Genomic DNA, 14,789 nt, shown 5'->3' on the forward strand with positions numbered 1-14,789 from the left:
CCAGTTAACTCAGTTCCCGATTAACTCAGTACCCGGTTAACTGCATATAGCCTTGTACAATATGAGAACCGGTTGTATTCACTGCGCTTTCCCAATAAGGCACTACGAAAGGCAACCAGGATTGTTTGTTGGCAGCAGAGACCTTGAGGTCGATGTTATATTTCGCTACGGTAATGCGCCATTCAAGAGGTACCACTCGTCCACCATCGAGTACGACTTTGTTCAGTGGCACCATAACGATATCTTCGCTGTTCAACACCACTGTACTGTCTTTTGAAGACAAAGTACCAAACATGTATGGTAACTCTCTCTCATGTCGATAGCGATTGACCGACAAAGTCGTAGATTCATCCAACTTCAATACAAACTTATCCCAACCCTGCTGCTTATCGCTCATTAAACCGCTGCCCCACTCTTTGGCCATGAAAGCGGTACCTTCGATCGCAATGGGGTCACTGTCTTTAGCGAATTTTAACTGCCCATATACGTCAAGGAATGGCACTTGTAGGTTATAGGTTGCAACTGGCTCTATCGCGTGTTTCTTTTGATAGCCTCCATCACCGGGCAATACAAAAGGTCCCGCTCTATCACTGTAGAGCGACACACTAAATGTATCTGTTTTGACATCAAGATGACCGGGAAACGGATCTCTGCCCAATGAGCGCCAAGTCCAGTCGTCTATCCACATACGTAGTGGCTGGGTATTCATACCGGCTTGTCCAATTCCACCGCGAGCGACACGCTGTTCTTTCCAAACCTTTTTATTGCTCGATACAACCGTATAGGAAAAATAGACCTGAGAGTTCAACCAACCGAGTTCTTCATTTCTTCCATCATGAGCGAGACGGAAATAACTCCATTGAATGGAATAGGTATGCCCTTGTTTATCATGTACATTGGCAAAGAAGTGCAACCACTCATGTTGATATTGAGGATGGAATGAAAAGTCTGCCGGTAACATAACTGGATGGTTGGGCAACACTGGTGTAAATGCATGCTTTGCATCCAGTGACAAAATAGAACTCACTTCGTTATTGGGCACTTCATCAGCGTCAAACTGATAAGTACGAGAAATAATACTTGCGATTGAAACCACAGCCGCAAGGATTAAAAAACCAATCAGGTATTTAAGACTCACTCTCACTTTCATTACAGAGCGTCCCTTAACGACTTCATCGGTGCTTTACGCACAAGGCGCATGATCGGTAACGCCCCAGCAACAATCAACGTTAACATTGAAAGCATAACCGTTTTCACATAAGCCAGTGGCATCAATTGAAGCTCCATTGTCCAGCCAAATGATTGTCGAATGACCACGTCAATCACCAGTTTTGCTAGCGCTAAACCTAAAGGCATAGCAATGAGCATTGAGATCAGACCAAATACAAATAGTTGTAGTGCACCAAGGATGACTAACTCTTTTCCTGATACACCTAAGCAACGTAGTAGCGCTGTATGTTTCTGACGAGAAAGCTCTCCCGCCAAAGTCGCGAAGAAAATCCCGCAAACAGCGATAAGTAAAGTTATGTTACCAAGCGTATCGGCAATGGCAAACGTGCGGTCAAACACTCGCATAGCTTGTCGGTGGATAGTACTGTTATCAATCACTCGTTCCGCATCAAGATGAAACACAGAATCAAGACGTTTAGTTAGCAACTCACCATCGGCATCTTTATTAAGTAACACCGCGAGTGCTACATCGCCTGTACCAGCAAATGCATTCAACCAGTTGCTATGAGACATTAAAATCTGATTGTAAGGATTGCCATAGTCGTAATACACCCCGACCACCTGCCAATCAAGACCAAGAGGCTCAGACAAGTCAACTTTATCACCTGGCTTCAAGTTCATTTTAATTGCCATTGATTCGCTGATCATAATGCCCTTTGAATGGTGCAAATAATGCCAATAATTAGGAATACCAAGTTTCACGGTCAGTGAATTAGATTCACTTTCTGAGTCGCCCGTGCTCACTACTTGTAACGTACCTTTATTGGACGGGAATTCACGTTCCCATCGCCACCATACTTCTTGCACATCAGCTTGATTGGTTAACCAACCACTGATCATCGAAGCTGAGTTATTAGTGGGGTACAAATACATGTCAGCGGCTAATCGTTGGTTGAGCCAGCTATCGGTTGTTTCGCGGAAACTACCCACCATAGTGACAACACCGACATTAGCCGCCATAGCAATCATAAAGGCCATGGTAGCAACGCCTCGATAACTCATACTAGCTGCCGCATCAGCAAAGAACCAACGCGCTTTCACCCAACGCAAACTGTATGAGAAGGTGTTAAACAGTTTCCAGATAACGAAAGGTGTAAATAGTGCGGTACTTACAAGCATTAAAGCAATAATCGTGTAACCCGAAGACTGAGTTTTCGGAGCTTGATAGATAGCGAGAGCGGCGATCGCCAAAGCTCCGCCAACGAATGCCTGAATGCTGAACTCCGAACCTGCAAATCGAGCCAGCGAAAGACGTGTACTCAAACGAATAGGCTGAGATTTCAGTAAACGAACCAATGGCCAGGCACAGGAAGCGAAAGCGCCGCACACAGCCATAAGCAGACTGTAGCTGCTCCACTGCCAATCCCACTCGATCGATAAACCTACGTTGGCATTATATAAATCAGCGAGGCTCACCGATACCGAAGGAATAAGTTTGTTTGCCAGTAATAGCCCTAAACCATTACCACAAATCCAACTGACAATAATTAAACTCATCAACTCGATCATCAATGCTTGGGCTAACTGCCAGCCATTGACGCCCGTTTGACGTAACATACCGACCAGACGTTGACGTTGGATCAGAGAAAGAGACATCGCTTGATAGAAAATAAATAACCCGACCAAGAATGACAGCATTCCCATCGCGGTGAGATTCATATGGAACGCTTTGGTTAACGATTCTAGCTCTGAGCGCGTGCTACGAACTAAAATCAAGCCATTTGGCAACGCATTTGCCAGTCTTTCAAGTTTCTCTTCCGGCATAGGACCACAAGCAATCACAGAAAAACCCGAACTTTTCTTTAACTGGCGAACCAGTGACATATCCGCAATTAAACGCGTACCGCTGATCATGCCATTACGGTCAATCACCAGAGGCCCAATCTGAGCACCATCATGCAACGGAATTATGTCGCCGTCTTCCCAACCTTGATGGGCCGCGAGCTCCTGTCCGACCATAACCGGATACGGTGGCTGCATCAATTTCAATGGCTTGATATCATTAAGTGTCTTCAGCCCCATAACAGGTACAAGAGCAACAGGATCGATGCCAAGCAAGGTCACATCTGTTCCAAGTTGTGTAGTAAAGCGGTAACTGTCGAAGGGGACACACTGATGGAAACCATCGCGGCGTAATTGAATATAAAAACCTTGGGGAATTTTATTGGCAACTTGCTTAGTACGAATACGATAAGGCAGTGGATTAGTGAAAAGCTTTTCACCACTCTCATAACTATGCCGAGCATGTTGGTTAATTGCCGTCACACCAACAAGAAGAGAAACACCAAGAGTAAGACCAAACCAGACAAGAATGATCTGTAAAGGGTAGCGACGATAGTGACCAAGTAGTGCTTTAACTACGGGCCATAACATGGAGGTGTCCTCCCTGAAGACGAATACATCCATCCATATGACGAGCTACCTTCTCACTGTGTGTCACAAGGAAAAGGGTGCATTTTAGCTGTCTTGCCAATGTGGTCAGTAACCGCATCACGGCTTCAGCATTACGCTCGTCTAAACTACCGGTCGGTTCATCAGCTAGCAGGATTTTAGGTTCCATGTATAACGCTCGCGCAATTGCGGCTCTTTGTTGCTGACCACCCGAAGCTTCTTCAGGATAGCGACCAAGCAAGGGCATTAAATCCAATGCTGAAATAATCTGACGCAATAAGCCAGTGTCTTCGGGCAAACCTTTTAACTGGCGGCAAAAGCGTATGTTATCGGCAATATTCAGAGTAGGAAGAAGGTTAAACTGCTGAAAAATATGACCAATATTATTGCGACGATAAGCCGTTCTTTGGAATTCCGAAGTATTGTGCATAGAAAAGTCAGGGAACCAGATTTCTCCTGAATCGACAATATCTAAACCGGCGATAAGGTTCAAAAGAGTACTCTTACCTGAGCCACTTTCCCCCATCAGCGCGAGTTGATCGCCTTGGTGGATCGTCAGTTCAGCGCCCTGCAACACAGGATGGAATTCACCACCATCGACATATCCTTTGCTCAGGTTTACCAGCTGTAACATCAATCATCACCGTCGACTAAAATTGGACTCAGAATCTACACTAATTCCCTTTCAGGAGGAAGTATTTTGCCGCGTACTTACACCGAGTTGTTACAAAATACAGCAACTCGGTAGACAAAATTCAACTTCCGATCAAATTCCGCATCCATTTCTTACTTCTCACTCGGAAATAACACCCGACCCATTTCACCACTTCTTCAGTTAAAAATAACAAATAGATCCATTCAGGGCTTGCATTTAAGTAAAGCGCCGCAAAAGCAGCAAGGGGGATACCAATTATCCACTGTGCAATGAGATCCTGACCTAGGCAGAATTTCACATCACCACCTGCTCGTAATACCCCAACAATGGCAACCATAGGAATTGAGCGTAAAACGATACCCAAGCTTAAAATCAGCATGAATTTTTCAACCAACACTCGCGTCTCTTCCGTTAGAGCACTAAACGAATTTAGAATGGGTATTTGCAGCAAATACAGTAGCCCGGACATAAAAATCGCGGTAATAAAGTTAGCAGCAATCACGCCAATCGCTTGATAATAAACCGCTTCATAATTGCGCGCGCCAAGCTGATTACCAATTAATACCGCGGCCGCATTCGACAAACCAATCAACAGACTAAGCGAAATAGATTCAACAGGCGTCATAACGGAAAGCGCAGCAAGGCCCTGTACACCTGATTGTCCCATAATTGCGTGGTAAGTGAATAAACCGCCAGACCAAGCAAGAAAGTTAAACGTCGTCGGCAGAGATAACTTTAAAAATCGAACGACATTGTTAAATTCCAATACTCGTACAATATCAGCAAAACGGAACGCCAAAAGATGATTTCGGCTATAGAGGTAACTATAAAGACAGACGACCTCAATCACGCCACTTAATAGCGTTGCGATTGCCGCCCCCTCAATACCAAGTGCTGGAAAACCTAACTTACCAAAAATCAAAATCCAGTTGAGTATCACATTAGAGGCAATACCTATGGCACTAAAGAAAGTGCTGATACCCGGTTTGTGCATAGCACGAAGACCAATCGCCATGCTGTTTGCACAAGCAATAGCAAACATGCTAAAGGATGTGATCACTAAGTATTGGCTGCCTAGATCATTGACGACTTCTGAATCGGTGGTCAGCGCCATAATGTCATGAGGATAAATAATAAACAGAACCACAGTGAACAAAGCAAATATCATCGACATTAACCAGGTTAACGCCGTGCTTCCTCTCACTCCATCTCTGTCTCCCGCGCCCCAAAACTGGGCCGATAATAACGCACCGCCAGCCGATATTCCGATCAGCATAATCGTTGACACAAAAGTCGCACGCGCGGCTACACCCACCGCAGCAATTTCAGCTTCACCTAACTGCCCAAGCATCAATACATCGACCAATCCTCGGCTAGAAAGTAGCAGAGTCTGCAAGCTGATAGGAAGCGCGATGGCAACCAAACGACGGAAGAAATCGCCTTTGGTATGGAGTAAAACTTGAGATAACAGAGACAAACAACACCCCTAGAGACAAAGGTTTGATAGAAAGAGAAAAGGTAAGCGACTATTATACTCACTCGCGCATAATCTAACCAACATAATGCAAGGATAAATAATGAAAAAAGTACTTGTGCTAGGCGCTTCCGGCTATGTTGGTTCACAGCTGTTACCACTATTGATAAGTGAAGGCTATGAAGTTACCGCCGCAGCTCGTCACATAGACTATTTACAAGCGCGAGTAACCGCTCACCCAAGATTAACCATCACCTATCTCGACCTTGCCGACAAACAAGCCACAATGAACTTGGTGCCTTATTTTGATTTAGTGTTTTTCTTGGTTCACGGTATGGCACAAGGTCATGATTTTGCTGAGTACGAACTCTCTCTGGCTAATAATTTCAAACAGGCATTGGATAATAGTCAGGTAAAACACGTTATTTAAGTGCGCTTCAACCGCAAACCGGTAATTCCAAGCATTTGGAAGCACGCCAGCAAACAGGACAAATCCTTAGAAAAAGCCAAATACCCATTACTGAGCTGCGAGCTGGCGTCATTATCGGCCCGGGGTCAGCGGCTTTTGAAATCATGCGTGATTTTGTCTATAACCTGCCAGTTCTTATCACACCGAAATGGGTCGATTCCAAAGCCAACCCGATTGCATTGGAAAACTTGAATCACTACTTGCTGCAACTTGCCAAAGAGCAACCGACTTCGCATCAGCTTTATCAGGCCGGAGGCCCAGATACTCTCTCCTATCGCGAGCAGTTTCAGGTCATTTGTGAACTCGCAAACAAACCGTTTCGGTTATGGTCAACATCACTGCTTACCCCGCAAATGGCCTCTTACTGGTTAGGGGTAGTGACATCCGTCCCGTCGAGCATTGGACGTGCTCTCCTTGCTGGCTTAGAGCACGACTATATTGCTGATTCCAACGCGCTGACAACTCGTTATCCTCAGGCTTTGATTTGCTACCGCGATGCGGTCAAAAGCACCATTGAACACGAGGGCACATTTGTTCGCAGCAAAGTTTGGGGGTTTGAACCTAACGCACTGAAAAGATGGCAACCGGGTTTTGGCTATTATCCAAAGCAAGCGAGCGCAAGTATTGAAACAGAATTAACCCACAACGAGCTGTGGCAAATAATAAAAACGATAGGCAGCAGAAAAGAAGGTTACTTTTTCGCCAATTCATTGTGGCGCACCCGTGAATGGTTAGATATCTTCTTCGGTGGCGGAAGGCCCATTCGCCGTCGTCCTGAGGGCCCGGAGCTTAAAGTCGGAGATTTTATTGATTCCTGGAAAGTGATTCGTTGCGAAGCCAATCAATTTTTATCGCTGTTCTTTGGTATGAAAGGACCGGGGTTAGGACGATTGGAGTTCACCATTAAAAACCATGGTGATAAGCGTGAGCTGAATGTCACCGCATGGTGGCATCCGCGAGGCTTTTACGGACTGATGTACTGGTTTGTCATGATGCCAGCACACCTGTTTATCTTCAAAGGCATGGTAAAAGCCATCATCAGAAAAGCAAAAGCGAACAGAACAAGTCTTTAGTTATATAAGTAGAAAGGATCTGTGATTTCTCGCAGAGTCCTTCCTGTATTCGAATTTTAAAAATTATTCCGCTTTAAATGATACCAATCTGGAAAATTAACTGATCAGTGAATGGGTTTCGATAAGCAAACCCTCCGAGCCATGGATGGCTCGGCGGAGCTTCAGGGACGAATTCATGCGTGTTTGTGTTCGATGCCCATTCGCTATTTCACCAATATTGAATTTGATCATATTTTTATTCAGGTTGGTATGACAACGGGATCTCAGCCAGTTGCTTACCCTGATTGGCAGGGAAAACCAGATATTCACCATGATATTTGACGTTCGATTTATAGTCCGTCTGCTTATGAACCATAAAGCCTGCCGCGCTTGCCATTTCGACGAATTGAGCATGGTTGCCGCGAACAAACCAGTTCATTGGCTTTACCATTAACTCGCCCTCAAAGCGTGAATCACACTGTTCTGAACAGAGCGCTAGCGAGTTCTGACCGTCAGTAAATATTTGCACTTTACCAGCGCCAACCAAAGGTTCCGAAGTGGAAACCTCCCAATCAGCCTGTTCCATCTGATCTAAAAATGCTTCGATTTTTTTATCGGTAATCACGTTATCAACATCACCTTCAAAGAAAGTTTTATAAAATGCTGAAATACGCTTAAAAGTAAACAGTAACTCAGACTGATTGCCTTTCGAACGACCTGCTTTTAGCCAACGGGTTAGATCAGGCACTACGCAGCGGTCAAAACGCTGCGCTTTGATGGCTTTAGATACCCAATGAACTAAGAAATGGTTGTTCGCCACCCGTGCGTTAACCAATTTTCCAGACTCATGCTCAGCGGTAAGTTCAGCCAGAGCTGAGTTCACTACATGTTGAATTTCTAAGTAATAATCTGACACTACGCTTTTCTTCCTAACGTCCAATAGAAGCATGCCGAAAGTAGCGAACAAGTCGACATCACTAAAATCATCGGCCATACAACGCCACTAGGCATTGCTGCGACAATCATACCGACCACTGAACCCGTACCAAATCTTAGCGTTCCAGCTAAAGAGGCTGCTGTTCCTGCCATTCTTGGATAGCGGCTCAACAATAGTGCCATCGAGTTACTGCCTATGGTTGAAATCGTACCAACGAACATCACTACAAATGGTACTGTTCCCCACAAACCCCAATCCAATAGCCAGCCCAAGAACAAACCAGAACCCGCCATCAGTTGAATAAATAGACCAAAGCGTAACATAGCATGAGAGCCGACTTTCTTAACAAATCGACCATTAATACTGGTCATGGCAATCATAGCGATAATGTTAAGCCCAAACAGATAACCGAACTCACTTGGGCTCACACCATAAAGATCGATATAAACGAATGAACCTGCGGTTAGAAACGCAAACATACCAGCGAAAGAGAAAGCGCCAGAGAAAATCAAACCCATAGCGAAACCGGAACGACACAACTGAATATAATTACCAATCGTGCTGCGAATATGTAACGGTTGGCGGTTTTCAGCAGAAAGGGTTTCTGGAATTTTCCACAATACCATTAAGATCACAATCACCGCGAAGATCGCCAGTACCCAGAAGATGGCACGCCAGCCAAACCACACAGCTAAGTGGCCACCAATCATAGGTGCTGCAAGCGGAGCAAGCGTAATAACTAAGGTAACAAACGACATTGCTCGAGCAAAATCTTCACGGTCAAACATGTCACGAACAACCGCCTGAATAACCACGGCAGCGGCTGCTCCCGCAAAACCTTGCGCAGTACGAACATAAGTTAATGCATCAATACCATTAGTGGTTGCACTGACGATTGAAGCAATGGCGAACAGAACGATACCCACCAGCATGACAGGTCGACGACCATAGCTATCAGCTAGCGGTCCATGCAGAAGCTGACCAATAGCAAAACCTGAGGTATACGCAGTCAGTGTGATTTGTACTGCACCGGCGCTGACACCTAAATCTTTGGCAATAGCAGGCATTGCAGGCAAATACATGTCGATAGCCAGCGGGGTCAGGGCACCTATCGCCCCCAGAACGATAAACATTACAAAGCTTATCTTAGCGGCGCCATTGGTCGACGTCGTAGTATTCGAAGTCATAAATCTCCAGTCGAGTTGAGAACAAGTACTTCACTGAGGTGACGCACTTAATAATAGCTTAAAAGAAGGACCATACGTCCAGGTAATGAGAACGGTATTAGAACGTTGCTTGTGGCGAAGACATGAAGTTTCCCCACAAGTTTATCCAACAAAACGAGTCAGAATGATTATTTCCAGATTGAAGCCACTTCTTGTTCTGTAAGATAACGATATTCACCCGGCTCTAAAGTCTCATCGAGCACGATATTGCCCACACGTTCACGATGAAGCCCCACAACTTTGTTGCCTAATGCGGCGAACATTCGTTTCACCTGATGATACTTTCCTTCATGAATAGTCAGAAGCACTTGCTGTTCATCGATCACTTCCATTTGTGCAGGAAGTGTTAGCTCTCGTTCGTTACGCAGTTCAATACCGGCTGCAAATTTTGCTTGGTAATCTGCTTCAATAGGATCTGCAAGCCAAACACGATAAATTTTGTCGCATTTATGCTTGGGAGACGTAATACGGTGAGACCATTGACCGTCATCGGTAATTAGTACTAAGCCTGTGGTATCAACATCGAGTCGGCCTGCAAAATGCAAATCGTGCATATTCACTTCATCAAGCAGTACAAATGCAGTTTGGTTAAAACCATCTTCGTGAGAACAAACAAAACCTTGAGGTTTGTTAAGCATGATATAGCGTGGGCCACTGATTCTAATTTCGCGCCCTTGCCACTCAACGCCCGATTGTTCAGTAACCTTAAATGAACCAACCTTCTGAACTTCGCCATCAACCGTAACTTCGCCACTTTTCAGGATTTGAGTCGACTCTTTACGCGTTGTACCTAGCGCATCACACAAAAATTTATCTAAACGCATGAATACCTCATCTGCTTGAAGTCAGGTATTATACGCATCTCACTTAAAATAGTTGAGCTATTTCACAAAATTTAACCTCATAAGGTCAATATTTTCTACTTACATGTACACACTACGCCCGTATCAAGCTGACTCAGTAAAAGCCGTTATTCACTACTTTCGCAAGCATTCGACGCCCGCTGTCATAGTGCTACCGACTGGTGCAGGGAAAAGCTTGGTAATTGCCGAATTGGCAAGGCTCGCAAAAGGTCGCGTGTTGGTACTTGCTCATGTGAAAGAACTGGTTGAGCAAAACCACGCAAAGTATGAAGGCTATGGGTTGACTGGCGCCATTTTCTCAGCCGGATTAGGACGTAAAGAGACCGACCAGCAAGTCGTCTTCGCGTCAGTACAATCGGTTGTGCGTAACTTAGATGCGTTTAAAAACCAGTATTCCTTATTGGTTATTGATGAGTGTCATCGTGTTCCCGATGATAAAAACAGCAGCTATCAAAAAGTGATTGCACATCTTCTCGAACTTAATCCGGGCATGAAAGTACTAGGCTTAACAGCTACCCCGTATCGTTTAGGAATGGGGTGGATTTATCAGTATCACACTCGAGGATTAGTACGCAGTGAAGAGCCTCGTTTCTTTCGCGACTGCATTTTCGAACTGCCTATTCAATATCTGCTGGATGAAGGCTTTCTAACTCACGCGCGCTTAATTGATGCACCTGTTCTCAGCTATGACTTTTCACAGCTCAAACCTGCAAATACAGGACGATACAAAGAATCTGAACTGGATTTAGTCATTGAGCAATCTAAACGAGCAACACCACAGATTGTCGCACAAATCATTGAGCTATCCAAAGATAAACAAGGTGTGATGGTTTTCGCTGCCACTGTGCGTCACGCTCAAGAAATTATGAGATTATTGCCCGAAGAACATTGCGCATTAGTGATAGGTGATACACCCTCTGCAGAGCGAGACCGAATCATTAATGCCTTCAAGCAGCGTGAAATTAAATATCTGGTCAATGTGTCTGTTCTGACAACAGGTTTTGATGCTCCCCATGTCGATTTAATAGCCATTCTAAGACCCACCGAATCAGTGAGCTTGTATCAGCAAATCGTTGGGCGTGGATTGCGTTTATCCCAAGGGAAAAATGAATGTCTGGTACTTGATTACGCTGGCAACAACTACGATTTATACCAGCCTGAAGTAGGCGACCCAAAACCCGATTCCAGCAGTGAAATTATCACTATTCCCTGCCCTGCCTGTGGTTTCAACAATAACTTCTGGGGAAAACTAGACGCTAACGGCTTTCTTATTGAACACTATGGTCGTCAATGCCAGGGCTATTTTACCGATGAAGAAACCAACCAACGCGAACCCAATCAACGGAAACCCAATCAACGGAAGCATTGTGGTTACCGTTTCAGAGCCAAGTACTGTAACGAATGTGGAGCAGACAATGATATTGCTGCTCGCATCTGCCACGAGTGCGACGCCACTTTGGTTGACCCCGATAAAAAGCTCAAAGAAGCGCTGAGTCTTAAAGATGCTCTTGTCTTTGAATGTCTCAATATGGATTTGAGTATCCATAAAGATGACAAAGGCAAATCGCAGCTAAAAGTGACTTATGTTGGTGATAATAACGCGCAAGTACACGAATTTTGGGCACTCACAACAGCAAAACAAAAAGCGGTGTTTAAACAGCGTTTTGTGCGACCACATTTGGCAGACAAACATCGACCGTTCGATGAAGCCTCACCGTCGAAAGTGGTCGACAATCAACATCGCTTCCGTCCGCCACAATTTGTCATTGCCAGAAAATCTGGCCGTTTTTGGAAAATGCGCGACAAAATCTTTGCTGATGAGCTAGTGTAAATTTTATCATTTTAAGGATGGCAAAATTCACATCCAATTCATATACCGGCATTTATACTGCACCCATCATGACGTAACGGACGCTTTACATGCTTAATTCAAAACGCAATAGCGCTACTTTGATTGCTCTTCTTACCAGTTCTTGTGCTGTAGTTACACTCTCTGCGGCTTTCGCTGCACAACCTTTGCTTAACGATCCTATCCAAGACACCTACAAAGAAGGCACTCAAGTCAAAATCGACGAGAACCAAGATGAAGTCTACGCTGCAGTGCAGAAAGGACTTATCAAACCGTTTTCTGAACTCTACGCCGCCATTGATGATGAGCTTAATGGTCGTCTGATCAAAGTGGAGTTGGAAGAAGAGGATGACGAATGGATATATGATTTAAAATTAGTTCATGAAGATAAAGTGATACGCGTGGAATACAACGCAACCACTCTTGAGCTAATGTCCATCAAAGGCAGAAACGTACTAAGCGTAATTAAAAATAGAGACGCGCAATGAAGATTCTTGTGGTTGAAGACGACCTAAAATTGAGTGAACAAATAACTAACGCTCTGGAAGATGCTGACTGGGTGCCAGAAGCTTCTTTTGATGGTGAAGATGCGCTCTATCGAGCAACCACCGAAGAGTGGGATTGCGTTGTTTTAGATATAGGCTTACCTAAGCTCGATGGTATCTCTGTTCTCAACAGCCTGCGAAACCAACAAATCAATACGCCAGTCATCATACTCAGTGCTCGCGACACGCTCACCCAGCGTGTCGAAGGCTTAAATGCTGGTGCCGACGACTATCTGACCAAACCATTTGAAATGGTCGAACTGATAGCGCGAATCCGTTCTCAATTACGCAGAGCCTCTGGTAATGCCGCCCCTATTTTGCAAGTGGGCAATTTAAGTTTGGATACGCGAAGTTCTGTGGTGATGTGGAAAGAGCAACCTCTGAACCTGACGGCACTGGAATATAAAGTTATTGCCTACTTCATGCATAATCCCGATAAAGTGATTTCTCGCACAGAGTTGGTTGAACACATCTACAAACAAGATTTCGACCGCGATTCGAACACCATAGAAGTGTTCATTGGACGTATCCGCAAAAAAGTAGCGCCTGATGTGATAAAAACCGTGAGAGGCTTGGGGTACCAACTACATGCCCAATAGACGAGAACCGTTAAAAAGAACTCGCTTTAAACGATCTTGGTTAAAGCACCTCAGCATCAAAAACCGTTTATTGTTGGCTGCCACGCTTTGGTTAAGCGCGATGATACTGGCTGCGGGTTATCTTATTCCTTCAATGGTAAAAGACTACCTCATCGAAGATGCACAAAGCCAACTTCGTCTTTCTATGGATGAAATCACCGCCAATTTGGAAGCCGATAAAACAGGCAGACTGAGTCTTTCTCGCCGCCTGTCCGATCCTCGTTTTAATCAGCCCTACAGCGGTGTTTATTGGTCGATGACGATTGGCGAACACTCTATTCGTTCTCGCTCGCTATGGGACAAAACGTTAGTCGTTGAACTGCGTAGCCACAAATCCGTCTACAAAGGTGCAAAAAACGAAAACTTAGTGGTGCTCACGCAAACCATATATTTGCCTGAATATTCCCGCCCTATTCAGATTATCGTTGGTATGGATGAATCATCTATTCAAACCACGCTCAAACAGGTGATTAGCCAGCTATGGATCATTCTCGCGCTATTGTTCTCTGGTGTATTAATTCTGATAAGCGCACAAGTTTCTTGGTCACTATGGCCTCTTGGAAAAATGCAAAAAGAGCTCGCTTTATTGCGCAAAGGAGAGCAATCAACACTTAGTGAAAACTATCCCAAAGAAGTCTATCCGCTAGTTAAAGACCTTAATGCGCTGCTGTTTCATTATCAGGAATTGCTGGAACGAGCACGCAACCACGCGGGCAACTTGTCTCACGCGTTAAAAACACCGCTCTCTGTGCTCAAAAACGAAGTGGCGACGCTCAATGAAGAGAATAAGCAAGCACTACAAGAGCCGATCGAACACATTCAACAACAGATTGACTATCATCTCGGACGTGCCCGTATGGCTGGCGCGGCAAATATACTCGCTGTTAAAACGCAACCTAGCGAGAGAGTGGATGCTATTTCTATTGCGTTTGACAAACTCTATGCTGAACGCGATATCACTTTAGTCAACGAACTTGACTCCAATCTTTCTGTCGCCGTTGAACCTACTGACTTTGACGAAATGATCGGTAACCTACTTGAAAATAGCTACAAATGGGCAGACTCCCTTATACGCGTGTACAGCGTGGAAGAAGACGCAGAACGCATCAGTATATGTGTAGAAGATGATGGAGCAGGTGTCAGTGAACAAGATATCGAACATGTCATAAAACGTGGAATTCGCCTGGATGAAACCGTTCCGGGCACAGGTTTAGGGCTTAATATCGTGAGCGAAATGACGCACAGCTATCGCGGTAAACTGTCCCTTACCAAAGGACAACTTGGCGGATTAAAAGCAACCTTAACTTTACCTATTGTCACAGCTTGATGAATGCTAACTTAATAAAGTCATAGATAGAGCAAAGATTCACCGCCAATACGACATTTTTATTGCTACATCCCTGATTGGATGATAGTATCCGCGCTCGTTTTGATGGACATACTGAGTTTATCAAACGTTA

General features: G+C 44.7%; 11 protein-coding genes and 1 pseudogene. 5 read left to right on the top strand and 7 right to left on the bottom strand.

Annotated features, from left to right (window positions below):
- Nucleotides 1-25: 25 nt before the first annotated feature.
- The 4 genes from ACK5MF_RS02165 to ACK5MF_RS02180 all read right to left on the bottom strand — a co-directional run bounded on the left by ACK5MF_RS02165 (nt 26) and on the right by ACK5MF_RS02180 (nt 5,753).
- Nucleotides 26-1,150 carry a lipocalin-like domain-containing protein gene (locus ACK5MF_RS02165; RefSeq protein WP_416918920.1) on the bottom strand — a complete coding sequence of 375 codons (1,125 nt, stop codon included), beginning with the start codon at nt 1,148-1,150 and terminating at the stop codon, nt 26-28.
- The gene (locus ACK5MF_RS02170) at nt 1,150-3,603 is read right to left on the bottom strand and encodes an ABC transporter permease (RefSeq protein ID WP_416918922.1); all 2,454 of its coding nucleotides are present in this window, start codon (nt 3,601-3,603) and stop codon (nt 1,150-1,152) included. Before ACK5MF_RS02170 ends, ACK5MF_RS02165 begins: the two co-directional genes overlap by 1 nt.
- Entirely contained in the window at nt 3,584-4,255 is a 672-nt protein-coding gene (locus ACK5MF_RS02175) for an ABC transporter ATP-binding protein (RefSeq protein WP_416918924.1), read from the bottom strand. Before ACK5MF_RS02175 ends, ACK5MF_RS02170 begins: the two co-directional genes overlap by 20 nt.
- 121 nt (nt 4,256-4,376) lie before the next feature.
- Nucleotides 4,377-5,753: an MATE family efflux transporter gene (locus ACK5MF_RS02180; RefSeq protein WP_416918926.1), complete on the bottom strand. Its 1,377-nt coding sequence runs from the start codon at nt 5,751-5,753 to the stop codon at nt 4,377-4,379.
- A gap of 100 nt (nt 5,754-5,853) precedes the next feature.
- On the opposite strand from ACK5MF_RS02180, the pseudogene ACK5MF_RS02185 reads away from it, so the two are divergent.
- Nucleotides 5,854-7,292, top strand: a pseudogene (locus tag ACK5MF_RS02185) (DUF2867 domain-containing protein).
- Nucleotides 7,293-7,527: 235 nt separating this feature from the next.
- Here the strand turns inward: ACK5MF_RS02185 and ACK5MF_RS02190 are convergent.
- The 3 genes from ACK5MF_RS02190 to rsuA all read right to left on the bottom strand — a co-directional run bounded on the left by ACK5MF_RS02190 (nt 7,528) and on the right by rsuA (nt 10,258).
- A complete protein-coding gene (locus ACK5MF_RS02190; protein WP_416918928.1) occupies nt 7,528-8,187 on the bottom strand; it encodes a DUF2913 family protein in 660 nt (219 codons plus the stop codon).
- A complete protein-coding gene (locus ACK5MF_RS02195; protein WP_416918930.1) occupies nt 8,187-9,395 on the bottom strand; it encodes a Bcr/CflA family multidrug efflux MFS transporter in 1,209 nt (402 codons plus the stop codon). Before ACK5MF_RS02195 ends, ACK5MF_RS02190 begins: the two co-directional genes overlap by 1 nt.
- Nucleotides 9,396-9,562: 167 nt before the next feature.
- Nucleotides 9,563-10,258, bottom strand: a complete 696-nt coding sequence (gene rsuA / locus ACK5MF_RS02200) for a 16S rRNA pseudouridine(516) synthase RsuA (protein ID WP_416918931.1) — start codon at nt 10,256-10,258, stop codon at nt 9,563-9,565.
- Nucleotides 10,259-10,361: 103 nt separating this feature from the next.
- Between rsuA and ACK5MF_RS02205 the strand changes: the two genes are divergently transcribed.
- The 4 genes from ACK5MF_RS02205 to ACK5MF_RS02220 all read left to right on the top strand — a co-directional run bounded on the left by ACK5MF_RS02205 (nt 10,362) and on the right by ACK5MF_RS02220 (nt 14,656).
- Entirely contained in the window at nt 10,362-12,128 is a 1,767-nt protein-coding gene (locus ACK5MF_RS02205) for a DEAD/DEAH box helicase (RefSeq protein ID WP_416918933.1), read from the top strand.
- An 89-nt stretch (nt 12,129-12,217) separates the two neighbouring features.
- Nucleotides 12,218-12,634 (top strand): PepSY domain-containing protein, encoded by a 417-nt coding sequence (locus tag ACK5MF_RS02210; RefSeq protein ID WP_416918935.1) that lies wholly within the window; start codon nt 12,218-12,220, stop codon nt 12,632-12,634.
- On the top strand, nt 12,631-13,290 hold the full coding sequence (locus ACK5MF_RS02215) for a response regulator transcription factor (protein WP_416918937.1): 660 nt from the start codon (nt 12,631-12,633) through the stop codon (nt 13,288-13,290). The genes ACK5MF_RS02210 and ACK5MF_RS02215 overlap by 4 nt, the downstream gene beginning before the upstream one ends.
- Entirely contained in the window at nt 13,280-14,656 is a 1,377-nt protein-coding gene (locus tag ACK5MF_RS02220) for an ATP-binding protein (protein ID WP_416918939.1), read from the top strand. The genes ACK5MF_RS02215 and ACK5MF_RS02220 overlap by 11 nt, the downstream gene beginning before the upstream one ends.
- Nucleotides 14,657-14,789 lie beyond the last annotated feature (133 nt).

This window comes from Vibrio sp., assembly GCF_047973365.1.
Taxonomy (GTDB): Bacteria; Pseudomonadota; Gammaproteobacteria; order Enterobacterales; family Vibrionaceae; genus Vibrio.

Bases quoted from the DNA above. Each gene is read 5' to 3' on its own strand.
- ACK5MF_RS02165 (WP_416918920.1), bottom strand. From the start codon at position 1,150: ATGAAAGTGAGAGTGAGTCTTAAATACCTGATTGGTTTTTTAATCCTT.
- ACK5MF_RS02170 (WP_416918922.1), bottom strand. From the start codon at position 3,603: ATGTTATGGCCCGTAGTTAAAGCACTACTTGGTCACTATCGTCGCTAC.
- ACK5MF_RS02175 (WP_416918924.1), bottom strand. From the start codon at position 4,255: ATGTTACAGCTGGTAAACCTGAGCAAAGGATATGTCGATGGTGGTGAA.
- ACK5MF_RS02195 (WP_416918930.1), bottom strand. From the start codon at position 9,395: ATGACTTCGAATACTACGACGTCGACCAATGGCGCCGCTAAGATAAGC.
- rsuA (WP_416918931.1), bottom strand. From the start codon at position 10,258: ATGCGTTTAGATAAATTTTTGTGTGATGCGCTAGGTACAACGCGTAAA.
- ACK5MF_RS02205 (WP_416918933.1), top strand. From the start codon at position 10,362: ATGTACACACTACGCCCGTATCAAGCTGACTCAGTAAAAGCCGTTATT.
- ACK5MF_RS02210 (WP_416918935.1), top strand. From the start codon at position 12,218: ATGCTTAATTCAAAACGCAATAGCGCTACTTTGATTGCTCTTCTTACC.
- ACK5MF_RS02215 (WP_416918937.1), top strand. From the start codon at position 12,631: ATGAAGATTCTTGTGGTTGAAGACGACCTAAAATTGAGTGAACAAATA.
- ACK5MF_RS02220 (WP_416918939.1), top strand. From the start codon at position 13,280: ATGCCCAATAGACGAGAACCGTTAAAAAGAACTCGCTTTAAACGATCT.